Source organism: Niallia sp. FSL K6-0212, from assembly GCF_038007605.1.
GTDB classification, from domain to species: domain Bacteria; phylum Bacillota; class Bacilli; order Bacillales; family Cytobacillaceae; genus Niallia; species Niallia circulans.
In genome coordinates this window covers 3,887,688-3,907,654 of record NZ_JBBOXL010000001.1, presented here as the reverse complement: position 1 = coordinate 3,907,654, position 19,967 = coordinate 3,887,688, and the positions used below count along the sequence as shown (strand labels likewise).

General features: G+C 35.8%; 17 protein-coding genes and 1 pseudogene. 16 read left to right on the top strand and 2 right to left on the bottom strand.

Translation table 11 applies throughout. The features are described 5' to 3' along the window. Positions 1-236: 236 nt before the first annotated feature. Entirely contained in the window at positions 237-1,598 is a 1,362-nt protein-coding gene (locus MHH96_RS18540) for a methyltransferase type 12 (protein WP_047940568.1), read from the top strand. Next, positions 1,599-4,199 (top strand): polynucleotide kinase-phosphatase, encoded by a 2,601-nt coding sequence (locus tag MHH96_RS18535; RefSeq protein WP_047940569.1) that lies wholly within the window; start codon positions 1,599-1,601, stop codon positions 4,197-4,199. It abuts the gene before it with no gap. Between the two features lie 91 nt (positions 4,200-4,290). Here MHH96_RS18535 and MHH96_RS18530 read toward each other — a convergent pair. Beyond that, a pseudogene (locus MHH96_RS18530) lies at positions 4,291-4,844 on the bottom strand (class I SAM-dependent methyltransferase). Positions 4,845-5,059: 215 nt separating this feature from the next. On the opposite strand from MHH96_RS18530, the gene MHH96_RS18525 reads away from it, so the two are divergent. From MHH96_RS18525 to MHH96_RS18470, 12 genes are all read left to right on the top strand, one after another. Then, positions 5,060-7,042 carry a methyl-accepting chemotaxis protein gene (locus tag MHH96_RS18525; protein WP_047940714.1) on the top strand — a complete coding sequence of 661 codons (1,983 nt, stop codon included), beginning with the start codon at positions 5,060-5,062 and terminating at the stop codon, positions 7,040-7,042. Positions 7,043-7,106: 64 nt separating this feature from the next. Further along, the gene (locus tag MHH96_RS18520; RefSeq protein ID WP_047940570.1) at positions 7,107-8,024 is read left to right on the top strand and encodes a CobW family GTP-binding protein; all 918 of its coding nucleotides are present in this window, start codon (positions 7,107-7,109) and stop codon (positions 8,022-8,024) included. Between the two features lie 207 nt (positions 8,025-8,231). After that, the gene (locus MHH96_RS18515; RefSeq protein ID WP_161798382.1) at positions 8,232-9,155 is read left to right on the top strand and encodes a permease; all 924 of its coding nucleotides are present in this window, start codon (positions 8,232-8,234) and stop codon (positions 9,153-9,155) included. A gap of 18 nt (positions 9,156-9,173) precedes the next feature. Then, positions 9,174-9,953 carry a TIGR03943 family putative permease subunit gene (locus MHH96_RS18510; protein WP_047940571.1) on the top strand — a complete coding sequence of 260 codons (780 nt, stop codon included), beginning with the start codon at positions 9,174-9,176 and terminating at the stop codon, positions 9,951-9,953. A gap of 472 nt (positions 9,954-10,425) precedes the next feature. Continuing rightward, positions 10,426-11,244 carry a hydroxyethylthiazole kinase gene (gene thiM / locus MHH96_RS18505; RefSeq protein WP_047940572.1) on the top strand — a complete coding sequence of 273 codons (819 nt, stop codon included), beginning with the start codon at positions 10,426-10,428 and terminating at the stop codon, positions 11,242-11,244. Positions 11,245-11,248: 4 nt separating this feature from the next. After that, positions 11,249-12,049, top strand: a complete 801-nt coding sequence (thiD, locus tag MHH96_RS18500) for a bifunctional hydroxymethylpyrimidine kinase/phosphomethylpyrimidine kinase (protein WP_047940573.1) — start codon at positions 11,249-11,251, stop codon at positions 12,047-12,049. A gap of 12 nt (positions 12,050-12,061) precedes the next feature. After that, positions 12,062-12,721 carry a thiamine phosphate synthase gene (gene thiE / locus MHH96_RS18495; RefSeq protein WP_047940574.1) on the top strand — a complete coding sequence of 220 codons (660 nt, stop codon included), beginning with the start codon at positions 12,062-12,064 and terminating at the stop codon, positions 12,719-12,721. 199 nt (positions 12,722-12,920) lie between these two features. Beyond that, a complete protein-coding gene (locus MHH96_RS18490; RefSeq protein ID WP_082138229.1) occupies positions 12,921-13,055 on the top strand; it encodes a YjcZ family sporulation protein in 135 nt (44 codons plus the stop codon). Positions 13,056-13,371: 316 nt separating this feature from the next. After that, on the top strand, positions 13,372-14,655 hold the full coding sequence (locus tag MHH96_RS18485; protein ID WP_047940575.1) for an ammonium transporter: 1,284 nt from the start codon (positions 13,372-13,374) through the stop codon (positions 14,653-14,655). Positions 14,656-14,830: 175 nt separating this feature from the next. After that, positions 14,831-15,814, top strand: a complete 984-nt coding sequence (locus tag MHH96_RS18480; protein WP_047940576.1) for a DUF294 nucleotidyltransferase-like domain-containing protein — start codon at positions 14,831-14,833, stop codon at positions 15,812-15,814. A 1-nt stretch (position 15,815) separates the two neighbouring features. Further along, positions 15,816-16,544 carry an exonuclease domain-containing protein gene (locus MHH96_RS18475; RefSeq protein WP_047940577.1) on the top strand — a complete coding sequence of 243 codons (729 nt, stop codon included), beginning with the start codon at positions 15,816-15,818 and terminating at the stop codon, positions 16,542-16,544. Between the two features lie 43 nt (positions 16,545-16,587). Next, positions 16,588-17,181, top strand: coding sequence for a GNAT family N-acetyltransferase (locus tag MHH96_RS18470; protein WP_047940578.1), 594 nt, complete (start codon positions 16,588-16,590; stop codon positions 17,179-17,181). Between the two features lie 310 nt (positions 17,182-17,491). Here the strand turns inward: MHH96_RS18470 and MHH96_RS18465 are convergent, their stop codons facing one another. Continuing rightward, positions 17,492-17,845, bottom strand: coding sequence for a hypothetical protein (locus MHH96_RS18465; RefSeq protein WP_047940580.1), 354 nt, complete (start codon positions 17,843-17,845; stop codon positions 17,492-17,494). A 421-nt stretch (positions 17,846-18,266) separates the two neighbouring features. Here MHH96_RS18465 and MHH96_RS18460 point away from each other — a divergent pair, with 421 nt between their 5' ends. Together MHH96_RS18460 and pfkB are read left to right on the top strand one after the other, a co-directional pair. Next, complete coding sequence (locus MHH96_RS18460; protein ID WP_047940581.1) at positions 18,267-19,019, top strand: DeoR/GlpR family DNA-binding transcription regulator; 753 nt, start codon at positions 18,267-18,269, stop codon at positions 19,017-19,019. Next, a complete protein-coding gene (gene pfkB / locus MHH96_RS18455; RefSeq protein ID WP_047940582.1) occupies positions 19,016-19,924 on the top strand; it encodes a 1-phosphofructokinase in 909 nt (302 codons plus the stop codon). Before MHH96_RS18460 ends, pfkB begins: the two co-directional genes overlap by 4 nt. Positions 19,925-19,967 lie beyond the last annotated feature (43 nt).

Sequence of the window (19,967 nt, the reverse complement as noted above, 5' to 3'; positions counted from 1 at the left end):
GGGATTACAAAAAAGAGTATAGGCAAAACTCCTAATTCAAGGAGTTTGACCTCATTCTGCAACCACTAGTAATAGTGGTTCTTTTTTATGAAAAACAGCCAATTATCCCTATTAAAAATCTGTATTGTTTTCAAAAAAAGTCATTATTTAATTATAGATAAAATATGCACAATTCTGTAAAGAAAAATATGGTAAAATAGTATTCAAATGGTTTTAAGAGAAAAAGAGGTGAGTATATGCAAATAAGTCTAAAGGTATATGGCGAGCATGCTAGGATGGTCTCCCATCTTATTGCTAAAAATCCCCATAACCTATATGAAAGAAAAGAAAAGGGCGGGTTAGTGCGCATTGTTTTTACCAAAAATGAGGAGCATGAAGTCCATATATTATTTTTCGTTACAGTAGATAATATGGAATTAACGAAAAATCAAACTAATTTTTCGTCTATTACGCATTATATTAATGATAGAGAAAGTGCTGTCAGCAGTATTTTCTGCTCGGTTTTACGAAAAGCAGTTGGAACTGCATTGAATGGAAAGCCAAAAGATGAATTCAAAGAGTGGGTGAACTATTCTTTTCCATTAGAAATTACATTTGGACCGTTATCCACCAAGTTAACCAATCATGAATTAGCAGGACTCTTTGAACCATTAGGATACGAGCTTACGATCGAAAATGGAAAGGTACTTTTACCAGCGTCATTCGCGAAAAAAAGTTCAGCAAAATTTATTACGCTGAAGGCAAATCAGACGATTCAAGACTGTTTCCGCCATTTGTTTGTGCTGATCCCGGTAATGGACCAATATAAACATTATTATATTGATGAAAAAGAAGTGGATAAGCTGAAGCGATATGGAGAAGGATGGCTTTCCTTCCATCCGAAAAGAAATGAGATTATAAAGGAATCGCTTATTTTTTCAGATTTAATAGAAAAATCAAGGTTAATAGAATCAAAGCCTTCAAAGGAAAAACAAGCACCTTTGACAAAAAAGAAAAGCTTAAATCAGTGGCGTTATGAGAAAATTATAGAAACTGTAAAAGGGCTTCCGCATAATAGCCGAATTGTGGATATGGGGGCTGGAGAAGGAAAGTTAACGGCCCAATTAGGCTTTATAAGGGGAATAGAAGAACTTGTCGCAGTAGAACCTTCTGAACGAGAACAGTTAAAAGCTAAAAAAAGAATCGAGGCATTAGTGGGTAAGTCTGACTTTCTTCTTCCAACTTTTAAATGGGGCTCTTTATTTTATTATGATAGTGAATTGGAAAAGAAAGATATCTTTATTCTCTGTGAAGTCATCGAGCACATTGACGAAAATCGATTAGGGAAGATATTTGACACCATTTTTACAAAATACAAGCCTTATCATGTAATTGTGACAACACCAAATCAAGATTACAATGCTGTATATGATATGAATGAGGCAAAAAGGCACAGCGACCATCGCTTTGAATGGACGCAGCAACAGTTTAAAGAATGGACCAAGTATTGGGAAAGTCATGCTAATTATAAGGCGCAAATCGATGGGATTGGCGAATATGTAGAAGGTTACGGCTATCCTACACAGATGGTAATATTTTCGCAGAAAAGAGGTGGATAAATGAAAACGATTCTAATACCCCATAACAGTATTGTTTTACTAATAGGACCATCAAATAGTGGGAAATCTACAACATTGGAAAATTGGATAAACAAAGGCTTTCTGCAACCGGAAGAAGTAATTAGTTCCGATCATTTTCGGAAATTAGTCAGTAATATTGACTTTTTAGACTGGACAAATCAGCCTAAAGAAGTAGCTGCCAATTTGATGGAAGAATATAGCCAAATCTCAAGAGCTGCCTTTGAAATGATGGAAAAAATGATTAGTGCAAGAGCGACATTGAATAAGCGAAGCTATATCGATGCAACCCATTTAAAAGAGGCAGAACGGGAAAAATATCGAATTCTTGGAAAAAAATATCATGTTCCTGTAGTAGCGATTGTTTTTGATCTCTCTTTACCTATTCTCCTTGAAAGAGACGAAAAGCGCACCTATCCGAGAGGAAAAGGGAAGGTGAGAAGGCAATTTGAAGTAATGCGTCAGGAAATCCGCAAAATCCAAAGGGAAAGCTATCATGCAATATATTATATTAGAGATCGGGACGAGTCAGTGAATATCGAAACAGAAGAAGCTTCGTACTATTTAAATGCTGATAATGGCTTAGATATTATCGGAGATATTCATGGATGTATGGATGAATGTTACGAATTGCTAGAACGTTTAGGATATATAAAACATGATGATGGATTATATCGCCATCCAGAAGGTCGGAAATTTGTTTCGGTAGGGGATATTATGAGCCGCGGCCCAAAATCAGCAGAAGCACTTTTCTTTTTCTCTGCCCACATTAACCATAATCTTGCGTATATGATTGATAGTAACCATGGTTGGAAAATAGCAAGATGGCTTGATGGGAAAAAAGTGACACTAAGTCATGGGGATGAATGGATTAAAGAAGCGTTTACTTCCTTTTCCATTACATATACAGAGGAGCAGATAGAAAAAATAAGAGAAGATTGGAAAACTATGCTTCTTCATTCACCTTCCCATTATGTCCTGACAAGAAATGGTGTGAAAACAGCAGTTGTTGCCCATGCAGGGATAAAAGATCATTATATTGGCAAACAATCAAATACGATTTCTGATTTTACGAGATATGGAGAAACATTAGGTATGGACACAGACGGGAAGCCGATCCGTGGAGACTGGTACCGAAATCATCTATCGAAAGAATTAATTATTTGGGGACATGATCCGAAACCAGAGCCGCTCTTTGTGAATAATACAATTAATATTGATCAAGGGGTTGTTTTTGGCGGAAAGTTAACGGCCTTTCGTTATCCAGAAAGGGAATTTATATCGGTTAAGGCTCAAAAGGATTATGCTCAAATAGAAGATAATCCATTGAAAAAATGGCAGGAAACAAGGCTTGCCCTGCCGAATATTCAGCGATTTATTAATGGTTATAGTGTTTGGACAGATACGTTTGGAGAAATTAGCTGTCCGCAAAATAATGTGAAAGCAGCGATGGACAAAGTGTCTCATTTTACAATTCCCATGGAAGAGTTAATCTATATACCGCCAACGATGAGTCCTCCGCCGCAAACTTCCACAATCGAAGGATATCTGGAACATCCGATCGATGCCTATCATTACTACAAAGATAACGGGATAGATCAAATGGTTGTCGAGAAAAAGCATATGGGCAGCAGAGGGATACTTTTGTTATTTAAAAATCCAGAAGCAGCAGAAAAGTATGTTGGGAAAAGAAGCATAGGCACAATTTATACAAGAACAGGGAGAGCTTTTTTTTCTAAAGAGCTTGAAGAGGAAATTCTGACAAAGCTTCATTATGATCTAGCAGCTGTAAATTATTTTGAAGAGAATCAGACTGACTGGGTATTGCTTGATGCTGAAATTCTTCCATGGAATTTAAAGGCAAAGGATTTAATTATTCAGCAATACGCACATGTGGCTGAAATGAGCGTGATGGATAGAGACAAGATTTACGAGCAGCTTCTTTGTGCGCAGCAAAATGGCATGGCTGTTCATGGCTGGGTAGAAGAATTTGCACAAAAGCGACAAAATGCGCAAAGTTTTAGTGAAGTGTACAATCAATATTGTTGGGAAATTCAACAATTAGAGGATATAAAAATCGCTCCATTTCATATCCTTGCACATAGCAACGAAAGTTATTTTCATCAAACACATCAGTGGCATATGGAGCAGAACGAATATTTCAGCACAATTAGCAGTCTTTTTATGAAAACAGATTATCTGATTGTAAATGATGAAGAATCATTAAAGAAAGCTGTCAGCTGGTGGGAAGAAATTACGACAGATGGCCATGAAGGGGTTATCTTTAAACCTTATCATTTTCTTGCGAGAAATCCAAAGGGAAAATTACTTCAACCAGCCATTAAAGTAAGAGGACAGAAATATCTTCAAATTATATATGGCATGGATTATTTAGAAAAGGATCAATTAAGACGATTAAAAGACCGTAAAACAGGTAAGAAGCAGCGCAATGCCTTAAAGGAATTGGCTTTAGGAATAGAAGGTATCAATCGTTTTATTCAGTTCGAGTCATTGGAAAGAATTCATGAATGTGTCCTTGCAACATTGGCTTTGGAAGAAGATCCGATTGATGCAAGATTATAAGATGAAAAGCAAATTCAGAGGATATTTCTCGATGAATTTGCTTTTTATCCCAGCTTGATATTTATAAGGGAATGCACTGGTTAATTTTTCATTATCTTTTCCATGCATCGAGTATAAGAGAAGGAAATAAAAGCTTTTCCCCGTTATTTCTTGGATCATATTTTTTGGACCTGAAAATCACGCCATCTTTTCCGTGCCATTCATTTTCATGAAAAATACCTTCTTCATCACAATACTCCAATAAATGTACTTCGAATCCTGCTAATTCAAACATTTTTGACAATGTTTGATAATTATGAACAATCTTATGAGTGAAGGCAGGATGGTGTTTAGGCCCGGGCCCTCCGAATTGCACTATTCGTTGATACGATTCATCCGGAAAGAAGCCATCTGGTACAGCACAGCGAATATAACTTCCTGGGTTCAAATATTGATAGCAAAGTGAGGCTGCTTGAACGCCTTCCTTAAAGGTGAGATGCTCCCATACATGTTCCGCTAAAATAGCGTCTATGGAACATTTTACAAACTGTAGCCAAGTTGAATCGTCCATAATAAGTTAAGCTCATCTTCCTGAGTATGAATCCAGCCAGGATTATTCCTGTATTCCCCAGCACCAATACCAATCTTTATCGTTTCATCCTTCATATGAATTCCTCCAATATTTTAAGAGTTTCCATTAACGTACAATTAAACATAAAGATTACATTTATGACACGATAAAATGTTAACGAGTAACAAATAAAAAACAGGTCAAATGACATAGGAATCATCGCCTATCTATTGTAAAATAAGAGGGCAGAAAGAATTACCTTTTTTTTCTTTTAAGAATGTATGCGTATACAAAGAGAGGGGCGATTACGTTGAAAAAAATTCTTATTCATAAAAGAAAAGGAGTTCCGTTAAAAAAGAAGCTTATTATTTCCTTTTTAGCAATGCTATTAATTCCGAGTATCTTACTTGGTGCATTTTCTTTTTTATATGCAAACAAGCAGATGGAAAAAGATTTTATAAGCAATGCGAGTACTAATTTAAACATGCTGGATAAGAGTATAACCAATTTAATGTCTGAAAAAATTTATGATGTGTCAGCATTAACAGAAACAATGACGAAAGAACTATTGGAAAAAGATCCGGAAAGTCTGCAGAAAACCATTGAGCAGTATAGCCAAGTCCATCCTGAAGTTTCTAGTATCTATATTGGAACAAATGATGGAAAGCTTTTTCAGAAGTCTATGGAGGAAAATAATGATCATATGGATCCAAGGTTGAGAGATTGGTATAAAGCGGCTGTTAATAAACCAGGAGAAGCAGTTATCATGGATCCTTATCTTTCCCCAGTTTCTAAAAAGATGGTTATTACCATTGGAAAAACGATTGCAGATAATGCAGGCGTTATGGCAGTAACCATGAATTTAGATTACTTAGCAGAACTCGCAGGTGAAATAACATTTGGAAAAGAAGGCTATGTCATCTTACTTGATCAAAAGAAACGGTTTATTGTTCATCCCGATGAAAAACAAGGGGGTGTGGTGAAAGCCTCCTATTATGAAACACTTTATGACCGACAAGCTGGCACATTGGATTATTCAGCAGACAAGATTAGTCGGAAAATGGTTTTTCAGACAAATAAGTTAACTGGATGGAAGTTAGCAGGAACGATGGAAAAATCAGAAATTGTCAATCATACAAAAGGTCTTTTGTATGCGATAACAGGGATATTAGCCGTCTCTATTATTATTGGAGGGATCATGATGATGGTGATTGTTTCCTCTATTATCAAACCAATTAAAAAATTGAAAGAACAAGCCATTACAGTGAGTAAAGGTAATTTAACAACGGCCATTAACATGGCCGCTAAAGATGAAATTGGCGATGTGGCAGCAGCATTTCATACGATGCAGAATAATTTACGAGAGCTTATTAGCAATATCGAGCAAAGTTCCGAGAATGTAGCGGCAAGTGCTGGTCAGTTAACAGCAAGTGCGAATGAGGTGACTATTGCATCAGAGCATGTAACCAATACTATTCAGCAAGTCGCTGGTGGTGCCGAAATTCAGACTAAAGGTTTGGATAATAATGTCGATAGTCTTAAGTCTGTTTTAAAAGGAACAAATCAAATCGTTGTTTTTAGCAAAGAGGTTTCAGATCTTTCGACAGGCACGATAGAAAAAGCATATGCAGGAGGGAACTCCATAAAAGCAACACTGGAACAAATGCATGTAATCAATGGGACAGTTGCTGAATCAAATAAAATGATTAAAGAACTCGTAGAACAATCTAAGCATATCGAAAAAATAACAGAAAGCATTACTACTATCTCCGAACAAACGAATCTTCTGGCACTAAACGCAGCGATAGAAGCAGCAAGGGCGGGGGAGAAAGGCAAAGGGTTTGCTGTTGTAGCGAATGAAGTACGTAAACTTGCGGAGCAGTCTGGACAATTTGCGAGTAATATTTCGCAATTAATTACAGATGTACAAAAAACAACTGAGAATACAGTTCAAAGAATGGCAGAGGTGTCACGAGCTGTTCAAGCAGGATTAGAAGTAACGGATGAATCTCATACAAGATTTCAAGAAATTGTACATAGTATGAAGGAAATGACACCACATATTCAAAAAGTTACGGAAACTTCAAATGATATGGCAAGCACACTAAAAGAGGTAAGCATCACAGCAGGAGAATTAGCAAAGATTGCCTCTGATAATTCGACTTCTTCTGAAGAGGTTGTATCCTTAACGGAAGAACAGCTGGCTGCTATCGAAGAAATTTCAGGTTCTGCAAAGAATTTATTGAATATGGCGGAACAACTCAAACGAAATCTTCATCTATTTACCTATTAATCGTCATATGAAAAGTACCTCTTGCATAAAGTAGCGTTAGGCTTTATATGCGGGAGGTATTTTCATGAAAAAAATCAAAGTTTATTTAATAAATGGGTTCCTTGGGAGCGGAAAAACGACAACTCTATTAAACTGTATGGAGTATTTTAAAGGGAAAAATAAAAAGTATGCCATTATATTGAATGAACTTGGGGAAACAAATATCGAAAAACATCTTTTTAAAGAGGAGTCACTCTATGAATTGTTAAATGGATGTGTCTGTTGTTCAATCAAAGAAGATTTGAGATCAACACTTGATGAATTAACTGTAACATTGCATAAAGAGAACATTGAAATTGTGTTGCTAGAAGGGACTGGAGTAGCAAATCCTTCCGAAATAATGGAGGCATTCAAGGAACAGCAATATAAAGATACTTTTGAGATCGTGGAAAGTATTTGTTTAATTGACAGCTTGCATTTTACTGAATACACAAGTATTTTTTCAAGCAGCAAAGAAGTGAGGCAGCTGCAGAAAGAGCAAATTGAGAATGGAACAGTATTAGTCCTAAATAAAATCGATCAGCTTTCAAGCAAGCTTGCTGTTGAAAAGGTGGAAAAGCGAATTAGAAAGATAAATCCTGATGCTCCATTATTACATAGTAACTATGGCCATGGAGTAACAGCATATTTGGAAAAACAGGAAGGTACTAAAATCAAAGACCAATCTATTTCGCGTCATCATCACCATCATCATATTAAAGCAATGAAAATAGTTCAAACAACCCCTATGACGAAAAGCGAATTACGAGATTTCTTAAAAAATAATCAAGATAAGTTACTGCGAGCTAAAGGAACAATCAAAAATAGTGATGATCATTCTTGGTATCATTTTCAATATGCTTCTGGTTTGCTAGAATGGCAAAAAGTAAAGGAATATCTTCCTAATCGAAAAGGAGAGATCATTTTAATAGGTGAAAAATTACCTGAAAAAGTAATTCTATAATACTTTCTTTGTGTATCTTATCGAATCTATCATAAGATACACTATTTTTGCATAGATAGGATAGGACAAGCATAGATATAAACTATATAAGGATAAATGATGGAAGAAAAGGAGTATGCTATGTCTATCCCAACTCGTATGAAGGATATTTTTATCTTTTGCTTATTTATCGCTTTAATGTATCTATTTTTTTTCGGGGATCTTTATGTGGCAAAGCAATGGAGCTTCGCATTGCCAGATCAAATAAAAACTATTTTTGTGTTATTTCTTGGGATTTTGCTTGAGGCACTTCCGTTTTTATTATTAGGTGCCATCGCCTCCTCTATAATTAATATTTATATTTCAGAAGAGTATATTGCTAGAATTATGCCGAAAAACCCAATAGCGGCCATTGGTGCTGCTTTAATTGCTGCAGTGATTACACCAGTCTGTGAATGTGCCATTATTCCAGTTGTTCGCAGATTAATTCAAAAAGGAATTCCTGTCCATATTGGTGTTGTCTTGTTAATGGGAGCGCCAATTCTTAATTTTATCGTCTTTGGCAGTACATACTATGCCTTCCAAGATAATTTATCGATTGCATACGGACGTTTTATCATTTGCATATTGGCAGCCATTATAGTGAGTCTCATTATTTATTTCTTTTTTTCGAAACAAAAGGTATTAAAAACACAAAGGGAAGATTTAATGGCAGCCGTTCCTATTAATGAAAACAAAGGAGATTCTAAATGGAAAGGAATTTTGCATCATACTTGTCATGAATTCTTTACGATCGGGAAATATTTCATTATTGGAGCAGTATTTGCAAGTGTTGCTCAGGTATATTTAAAGGATAGTTATATCATGCAGGCGGGGGAATCACCAATTGAAGGTACAGCAGTAATGATGGGGCTAGCGTATGTGCTGTCACTTTGCTCAGAGGCAGATGCTTTCGTAGCAGCTTCCTTTGCCAAGATGTTTACCCCTGAAGCGATTATTGGTTTTTTAGTTTTTGGACCAATCCTTGATTTTAAAAATACATTTGTCATGATGGCTTCTTTTCGCATGAAATTTGTATTCGTATTTATTATGATAGTTACAATAGTTGTCTTCTTACTTTCGCTAGCTTCACGATTCATTTTGTTTTCATGACACATATAAGGAGGAAAAATGGTGAAAATCAAATGGAGTCCAACCTGGCAGTTAGCAAACGAACTGCAAGGAATTGTACTGATTGGCTTCAGTCTCCTTATTTTTAAGTTATTGGTGACAGGAGATGTAGGACAGCTTGTTGCCCCCAAAATGGTGCCATTACTAGGTATAACGATGATATTGATGTTTTTTCTTGGATTTTTCCGGTTGTTAAATAGTAATTTAAAGGGGGCCGATTGTGATTGTGATGTATGTGATGAGAATGCCTCTTTCCTGAAGCTTACTTTTTCCTATCTTCTATTTATTAGCCCCTTGATGTTGTTTTTTACCTTACAAGACATGTCGATTGATAAAAGTATACTTCCAAATATTCAATTTGAGCAAGGACAAACTTTTTCTGCTAGTCAAGGTCAGCTCAAGACCTTAGGGGAAGAAGATATGATTACAATTGAAGATGACAATTATTTGCAGACAATGGACATGATTCATACAAATTTAAACGATATGGCAGGAAAAAAAGTGATGATTACTGGTTTTATTCATCGAGAAAAAGCCTTTCCCGATAATCAAGCAGTTATTGCAAGATATGTTATGACCCATTGTATTGCAGATTTAGGATTGTTTGGTTATATGATGGAGGGAGATGTTGGTGAATTACAAAGTAATCAATGGTATGTGATAACAGGAACCTTGGAAAAGAAAGAATATGAAGGTCAAATAATGCCTATTATTAAGCTGGAAAAGGCCGAAGAAACGATAGCACCAGCGGAAGATTACTTATATGCATTAGACTATTAGGCTGCCATTCTTGCATTATTCCTATTTTTTCGTTAAAATTTAAGAGAATTCAATTAAATATAAAGCGGGGGCTTGTGGAAACAGGCTGAGAGTATGGCTAGTCTGCCATTGACCGAATGAACCTGTTGGATAATGCCAGCGTAGGGAGGTGTAATGGAATCAAAACACTTTGCTTAGGCGTAGTGTTTTTATTTTTGCCATAATTGCTGAAAAATCGCACGGCGCTTCCTTCGTATCCGTGTTAGGAATTCAGTTAGTTATGGCTTTTTGTATGTATGTAATGTATTTCGCTTTTATAACTAGAGCACTTAATTGTAAGGATAACTGAATTTGAGAAGACTGGACATCAGAAAATACTATCCACAATGGTGATGAAAGGGAATTTCCATGTGAGGGAGGATTCACTTTACCTATCAAAGGATAAAAGTCTTAAGAGTAATAAGGAACTTTAGAAAGGAATTGATTTTAAGAGATGAATGAAAATGTTGACATGGTAATTCCGGCGATATTAACAAAACTTCGAAAACATGTGCCATTGGTTCACAATATTACTAATGTTGTTGTTACTAACTTTACGGCAAATGGGTTACTAGCATTAGGAGCGTCACCAGTAATGGCATATGCAAAGGAAGAAGTTGCAGAAATGGCAGCAGCAGCGGATGCTCTTGTCTTAAATATTGGAACACTAACAGCTGAAAAAGTAGAGAGTATGATTATAGCTGGGAAGGCTGCAAATCAGGCTAATACACCCGTAATTCTAGATCCTGTTGGTGCAGGAGCAACTAGTTATCGTACGGAATCTGTACACCGCATTATGAAGGAAGTAAAAATAAGCTTGCTTCGCGGAAATGCAGCAGAAGTAGCGAATGTAGCTGGAATTAAAGCAAAAATGAGAGGTGTAGACTCTGTCAGTGAACATAATAGCCAAGGAATCGCAATGGAAGCTGCAAAGCTATTACAAGTACCAGTTGTTATAACAGGTGAACAAGATATAGTTGCTGTTGACGGGAAACTTTCTATTATCCATAATGGTCATTCCTTGTTAACTAAGGTTACAGGTACAGGTTGTTTACTTTCCTCCATTTTAGGTGCATTTATTGCAGTAGAAGAGGATGTCTTTCTAGCTTCTATAGCGGGTTTAGTAACATATGGAGTTGCATCAGAACTTGCTTTTGAAAAGACGAGCGAAGAAAGTCCAGGAAGTTTTCAAATCGAATTATTAAATCAGTTAGCGAAAATAAAGGAAGAAAATATAAAGGAATCGATGAGAGTGGAGATTAAGAGGGGGTAATTATATGGCTACAGCGAAAGCATTAACAATAGCGGGATCAGATAGTGGCGGAGGAGCTGGAATTCAAGCAGATCTAAAAACCTTCCAAGAACTTAAAGTATATGGAATGAGTACCATCACCGCTATTACCGCACAAAATACCCGCGGAGTAGATGGGGTATACCCAATGACCCTTGAGGCGATTGAAAAACAACTAGAATCTATCGCAGTGGATTTACGACCAGATGCATTAAAAACAGGTATGCTTTTTAATAGTGAAATAATTGAATTGGTAGCGGATAAGATAAAAGAGTACCGTTGGAAAAATTTAGTGATTGATCCTGTGATGATTGCTAAGGGTGGTGCTAATTTACTGCAGCAGGATGCAACAGAAGCTATGAAAAAAAAGCTCCTCCCGCTTGCAACTGTTTTAACACCGAATATACCAGAGGCAGAGGTATTAACTGGGAGAGATATTCGAAATATAGAGGAAAGAAAAGAAGCTGCCAAAAGATTAAATGCGATGGGTGTTACTTATGTCGTTATAAAAGGTGGCCATGGGGATGAGAAGGAAGCGATTGATTTATTATTTGATGGCAGTGATTTTTCAAGCTTGGTGGCAGAAAGGATTCCAACAAAAAATACGCATGGAACAGGCTGTACTTTTTCGGCAGCGATTACAGCAGCCCTTGCCAATGGCTTTTCTATTAATGATGCTTTTCAATTAGGTAAGGAATTTATTCATCAAGCTATAAAAAATGATCTTCATATAGGCAGCGGGCATGGTCCAACCAACCATTGGGCTTACCAAGAAAGCAAAAGATAATACGGGGGATATATGACAACTTATACAAAAGAGCAAATAAAACAATTGCTAAAAATTTATTTTATCATGGGAAGCAACAACAGTACATCTGATCCAGAATTTATTTTGGAAGAAGCATTAAAAGGCGGGATTTCCGTTTTTCAATTTCGCGAAAAAGGCGACGGAGCATTAATGGGTGAAGACAAAATTCAACTGGCAATGAGAATGCAAGAACTTTGCAAGCAGTATCATGTTCCATTCATTGTGAATGATGATATTGAATTAGCCTTGTCTGTTAATGCGGATGGAGTACATATTGGACAAGACGATGAAAATGCCATAAAAGTAAGAAAAATGCTAGGTAATAAACTATTGGGGGTATCTGCTCATTCCATCGAGGAGATTCAAGCAGCACTAGATGCAGGAGCAGATTATATTGGCATAGGTCCAATTTATCCTACAAGTACGAAAAAGGATGCTAAAGCAGTACAAGGCACCTCTCTTGTTGAAATAGTAAGAGAAAAGAACTTTTCTATACCAATTGTTGGGATAGGGGGGATCACAGTTGAAAATGCACGTCCTGTTATACAAGCAGGAGCAGATGGAGTCGCTGTTATTTCAGAAATAAGTATGGCGGAGAATCCTTATAAACAAACGATAGAATTAAGAAAAGCAGTTTTTGACCAAGCATAAGCTATATACTTTTAAAAAATAAAATGGAAAGAGTTTAGGTTTTTTTGCGGAAAATAGACATTTACCCAACCCATACATATCTGCCTGCATACAATGATTTTGTAGAGGAGCTAGAATAAGAAAACATAAAGGCTCCTTATTTGTTAACCGAAAAAAGAAATGGTTAATTATACTACAAAAGAGAAAGGGAGATGTATATATGTACGGTTATGGTGGATATGGATGCGGATATGGTCCTGGAGCTGTTGGCGGCGTTGGCTTCGGTGGCGGATTTGCATTAATAGTAGTATTGTTTATCTTATTAATTATCGTCGGTGCGACATTTATTTGCTAATAGAAGATAAAAAGCTGACCTTGTGTCAGCTTTTTTTACATATATAAGGATTTTTGTTTCGTTCAGTAATAGGTACTTTTTAGATTATATATGGTAACGATTTCAAAAAAACACCGAAAATAAATACAATTATCGTAATAAAACAAATAAAACAACAGGTATAAGAAAATAAATATAATATTTTAAGTTTTAAGAAAATTAAATTTAAAATTCTTATTGACAGAAAATTTAATATAGGTAAAATAAAGTTATTAGAGTGTTAGATTATATGACACTTGATGGTAAATTAACGTACATAAAGGGGGAAGGTAACTTAATGGAAAATTTAGAGTTTTTAATGAACAGCTTGTGGACAATGATTGCTGCAATTTTAGTTATTTTTATGCTTGGTGGATTTATCTTATTAGAAGCAGGTTCCACAAGAATGAAAAATGCTGGCCATATTGCTGGTAAAACAATTTTTACATTTGGGATAGCTTCATTAGTTTTCTGGGCTGTTGGTTATGGATTTATTTTTGGAGACAATGCTAATTTCTTTGTCGGAATGAGTGAGTTTTTCTACAATGGCGGTAGCGTTGGCCAAATAGATGGAGATGGATTACAAACTACTGTTTTCTTCGTCTTCCAACTAGCGTTTGCAGGCATCTCCTTAACAATTGCACTTGGTGGGTTTGCGGAGCGTGCGAAATTATCTGTGTACCTCATTTTCTCTGTATTATTTGGTATTTTGGTTTATCCTGTCATTGCCCATTGGATTTGGGGAAGCGGCTGGTTAGCAGAACATGGAAAGCAAGACTTTGCGGGCTCAACTGTTGTTCACTTAACTGGTGCAGCAGCGGCGCTAGCAGCTACAATGCTTTTAAAGCCGCGTATTGGAAAATACAATGCTGATGGTTCGGCTAACCCGATATTTGGTCATAACCAAGTTTATACAGCGTTAAGCGTACTAATTCTTTGGGTCGGTTGGTTCGGATTTAATGCAGGTAGTACAGTTTCTGTAGCGGACGGTTTCTTTGGATATGTTGCATTAAATACAAACTTAGCAGCAGCAGCTGGCGCTGTAGCAGCACTACTAATTTCCTGGATTGTTTTAGGGAAGTCAGATATTACAACCATGCTAAATGGTGCCTTAGCAGGTCTCGTTGCCATCACAGCATCTTGTGCATTCGTTGAGCCTTGGGCAGCAGTAGTAATTGGTTTAATTGCTGGAGTACTGGTATTTTATAGTGTACGCTTCTTCGAGAATAGAAAAATCGATGATCCAATTTTTGCACTATCTGTTCATGGTACTGCGGGAATTTGGGGAACACTATCTAATGGATTATTTGCAACAGCAGAGTTAGCGGAATATACGGGAGTAGGGAAAGCTGGTCTATTTTATGGCGGCGGCTTCGGGCAATTAGGCGTGCAGGCGCTTGGTGTTATAACTTGTGGGTTATTCGCTTTTGCAATAAGCTATGTCATTCTATTTGTTATCAAGAAGGTTAGCGGACTACGAGTAACAGAAGAAGAAGAAATCATGGGCTTAGATATTAGTGAACATGGTTCATATGGTTACCCAGAAGCATTCTTGTCAAAAGACGAAACAAAAAGCTTATAAAATCAGACGTTTATCGTCGCGATTAAGAAAATAGACTATAAACTTAATGAGGATAGAAGTCTCGCTGAAAAGTGAGACTTTTATCTGTTTTCATTAATCAATTGCAAATAAGAACATGTTATGATAGACATATAGATTCATATAAATATCGCTTATCGAAGAAGGAAGTGCATGGATGTGCTCTAAAAGTCATAGGTTAAATGAATGGAAAAGAGAAAAGGAACTTTTTTTACAAACACCCACCTATCAAAACACTCAGTTAAATAATTTTTACGATGAACTATTTATGGAGTTATTTCAATTTGTCCTTTGTGAATATAAAAAAAATTACGGTGAACCTCCATGTTCATTTGTCTGGTTTGTTACAGGAAGTGCTGGCAGAAAAGAACAAGGCATCTTTAGCGATCAAGATCATGGCATTATCTATGAAAGCAATGACGAAAACAGCAATCAATATTTTATCCAATTTGGAGAATGCCTAAGTGATGCGTTAAATGAAATAGGTTATCCATATTGTGAAGGGAAAGTCATGAGTAGTAATCCTACCTGGTGCAAATCCGTAGAAGAATGGAAACACCAATTACAGCAATGGATGGAAAAAGAAAACTGGGAATCAATTAGATTTTTGCAAATCTTTTATGATAGTAGACAACTGTTTGGAGAGGGAAATTATGTTCAAGAGTTGAGAAGTTATATTCATCAGTACTGCGTTCTTCATCCAATGCTACTAAAAAGATTTATGAATAATGTAATGCGTATAAAAAAAGGGGTCGGAATATTCGGCCAATTTTTTGTGGAAAGAACGGGAAGGCATAAAGGTTCCATTCATTTGAAGCATACGATGTATTTACCGTATGTTAATTCGATTAGGCTTTTAGCTATTAAGGAAAAAATCCAGGAAACATCGACGTTAGAACGTATTAAGACATTAAGAACGATGGAGACATATGACAACTGGTTAAGACTATATGAAAGCTCTTTTAGGAGAATATTAGATTATCGCATCGAATTATTTAAAGAGGCAAAAACATATGAAGATGTTCATTATTTGAATATAAAACAGTTAACAAAAGAACAAAGACAAGAAATAAAAGGATTAATGCGCCATGGTATCAAATTATATCATCAAGTACAAAGGATAATTGAAAAAGGGTGTTAAAATGGGAGTCGAATCGTTTCTACAATATATGAGAGATTTATATGGAAAAGTCAATTCGAGTGTATTGCACGCTACCTCGAGTGGGAGTAATTCTCAGCAAATTGCTTTTATGAGACAGCTTCAAAAAGATTTAAAGGTTGAAGCTGCCTCCAGGTTGCCATTAAATAATTTAAAAGCAGTTGTTTTTGATATTGAAACAACGGGATTTTTACCTGATAAAGGCGATCAAATTATTTCAATTGGTGCTATAAAGGTAGAAGGCTGCGATATCTTAGATGAGCAATTTTATACATTAGTTAACGCTGGAATAGATATACCAGAAGAAATAAGCTGTTTAACTGGAATTAAAACCGAAGATTTACATGATGCCCCGCCCCTATCCGATGTACTGGTGCAATTTTTTGGATTTGTTAAGGATAATACACTGATTGCTCATCACTCTTCCCATGAGAAAAGCTTTATGCAGTCTGCATGCTGGAGAAGTTTTAAAACACCATTTAAACATCGAATCGTTGATACTTCTTTTTTGTTTAAAATTGTTGAACCACAACAAAGAATATTGACATTAGAGGAATGGTGTGAATTTAGTGATATTCCTGTCATAAATCGTCATCATGCCTTAGGGGATGCTAAATTAACCGCTGTTCTATGGTGTCAGTATTTACAAAGGGCTGAACAATTGGGCTGTCGCACTTTACAGGATATATATGAAAGATTGGCATGGCGGTAAAATAGAGGACAAAGTTTTAATAATTAACTGGTGGTGAAAGTAAATGGATGTATTTGAGACAAAAAGACTGTTGCTAAGAGGGTGGAAGGAAGCGGATTATAAAGATTTATATGAATATGCGCAAAAGGAAGAGGTAGGTCCGTTTGCTGGCTGGCCACCCCATAAAAGTGAACAAGAAAGTAAAGAAGTAATCCGCTATTTTTTACAGAATGAAAATTCATATGCGATTGTGTGGAAAGAAGAGAATAAGGTGATTGGAAGTATTGGTTTTCATGAACGAACGCCTGATACTAAACTCTCTCATTTAGCACAGCGTGAAGTAGGATTTGCTCTTAATCCCCGGTATTGGGGAAGAGGGATCGTGCCAGAAGCAGTCAATTATCTGTTAGAATATGGATTTGAACACTTGTGTTTGGATTTAATATGGTGTGGACATTTTGATTTTAATACGAAGTCAAGACGAGTAAATGAAAAATGTGGATTTCATTATAAATTCCAGAAAACCAACCGCTATAAACTTTTTGATAACCAATTAATTACAAGCGTTTATTATTGTATGACAAAAGAGGAGTATTTTAAAAAGTTACAAGAACCTTCAGCAAGTGTATCCCATACAAATCAAGTAAGTAGCACTTAAGTGACCGCTTCCCGATAGGAGTAAGTGAATAATGAATAGGCTGACTCAAACTTTGGGCAGCTTTTTTTGTGTGTGAATTTTGGTAATTATAAAGCATTTCTATCAAAACGTTTAATTAATAGGGGGATATTAAAGCCGGAGAGCGGAAAATGATCCAAAAAAAAGTCGCTTCATAGAAGCGAAAAGAGACATTGGATTAAAGATTGAATTGATAACTATATATAGTGTAATTTTATAAAAAAATAACTATATATTGATTTGATAGTATCATACAATTCATTTTTACGCAATTATTTTCTATTAAATTAATCTAGGAAACAATAAGTAATACAATATAAAACAAGAGGATAAATCCTATGCCGAATAGTATGAAGTATTTAGTCCACATCGGAGAAAGCTTTTTTCGCTCTCGATCTTTAGTAAATCCAATAAAAGATAGACTGTTTTTGTATATCACAAAATAAATTAGGGCAAATCCTATATATTGTAAGATAAACAATCCTGTTAAAGCCTGTGTTTCCTTTAAAAAGTCCACATTAGGAAAGGAGTAACCAGTAATAAGTTTTATAATCGTATCGTTAACTGTTCCGAAAATGGCAAATAAAAGTACCGCAGAAAATAGTATTTTAACAAAGTCTAAATAATAATAAGAAATTTTCTTCATATATTCCTTCCTTTTCTTTTGTAAATATTTTCTCACCAGAACACAGAATACCATAAACAACGAGAAAATGATAAAGGAAATTCTGTCGGTGTTGAACATTTAGTGCCGCAATTTTCGTAAAATCGGTAAATTAAAAGAGATAATTTAGGGAAAAATAATGATAGTTTTAAAAGGAAGAACAATAAAAATATTCATATAATACTAAAAACGTTCACAAAACGTCAAAAATATGATAATATTTGATTGTTTTTGAAAGAAAATGCTTGAAATGTGAAATCGTTTACAGTATGATGTTCTTAAATTAAGTTGTTTTTTTATGAGGGTAAAAATCTTATTTATCGTAATCTGTTTAGTTAATGATAATCACCTCAAAGAAAATGACATAATCCCAAGATATACCCTAAAAGGGAGCGTGATAATCTTGTTAACACCTGAAAGGCATGAACTTATTTTACAATTACTAAAACAACATAGTGTTGTGAAAATTCAAGATTTGATAGATGTATTGAATACTTCAGAATCCACCATCAGACGCGATTTAACTCAATTAGAGCAAGAAGGGTTCTTGAAACGAGTGCATGGTGGTGCAGCTAGGCTTCAAGGGAAAATAACGGAGCAGAGTATGAGTGAAAAAGCGTTCAAAAACCTCCAAGAGAAAAAAATGATTGCGGCATACGCAGCAAAGCTAGTAGAAGATGGAGATAGTATATATTTGGATGCTGGTTCAACCATTAAAGAAATGATTCCATTCTTAAAGAATCGAGACATTGTGGTGGTAACGAACGGTCTTACGCATATGACAAGCTTACTAGAAGCTCGTATTCAAACCTATATTACAGGTGGTTATGTAAAAGAAAAAACAAACGCGTTAGTCGGTCGTGGCGCATTATTAAGTCTTGATAACTATCGATTTGATAAGTGCTTTATGGGTGTCAATGGTATTCATCCTGAATATGGGTATACTACTGCTGATCAAGAAGAAGCAATGGTGAAAAGCAAAGCAATATCATTGTCAAGAGAAGCTTTTTTTGTCGCAGATGATAGTAAATTCTCCGAAGTTTACTTTGCAAAGATAGCTGATTTGCACAATGCTTCTATTATTACTAATTATCTGGATGAAGAAGTAAACGATTTATATTCAAGGAAAACTAGCATAAAGGTTGTGAAAGAATGATTTATACCCTAACGTTAAATCCTTCTGTCGATTATATTATCGAAGTGAAAGAAGTGCATTTAGGAGAACTAAATCGGTTAGAAAAAACAAGTAAATTTGCGGGTGGAAAAGGAATAAATGTTTCTAGAGTGTTAAAAAAAATGGGCGTGCCAAGTAAAGCGTTAGGATTTGTCGGCGGATTTACTGGAAGTTTTATTGAAACACAACTATTGTCAGAAATGATTGAAACAGATTTTGTGAAAGTAGAAGAAGATACACGTATCAATGTGAAGTTAAAGACTGATACAGAAACAGAATTAAACGCAAATGGACCCACTATTTCTGAAGAAAAGTTTCAGGAGTTAAAAGAGAAGATTGCTTCTTTAACGTCAGAAGACCTACTAGTATTAGCTGGAAGTGTTCCATCTACTCTTCCTAAAACGACTTATGAAGAGCTAGTCAAGATCTGTCATGCGAACAATGTTTCTTTCGTCGTAGATGCAGAAGGTGAATTATTAAAAGCAGTCTTGCCTTATCAACCGTTTTTAATCAAGCCTAATCATCATGAACTTGGTGAATTGTTTGGGGTAACTATTTCGACTCCAGAAGAAGCGATTCCGTATGGAAAAAAACTATTGGAAATGGGAGCGCAAAATGTGATCGTCTCATTAGCAGGTGATGGTGCAGTCTTGATTACTCAACACGAAGAAATCATTAGTACGGTTCCAAAAGGGCAAGTGAAAAGCTCAGTTGGCGCTGGAGATAGCATGGTAGCAGGCTTCTTATCTAAATATAAAGAAACACAGGATATAAAAGAATCCTTCCGCTACAGTATTGCCTCAGGAAGTGCGACAGCTTTTTCAATTGGATTATGTACAAAGGAAAAAGTAGAAGAACTTCTTCCGCAAGTCCAAGTCCAATCATAATGGTCACACACCATTTTATTAGAAAGATATTGGAAAGTGGATA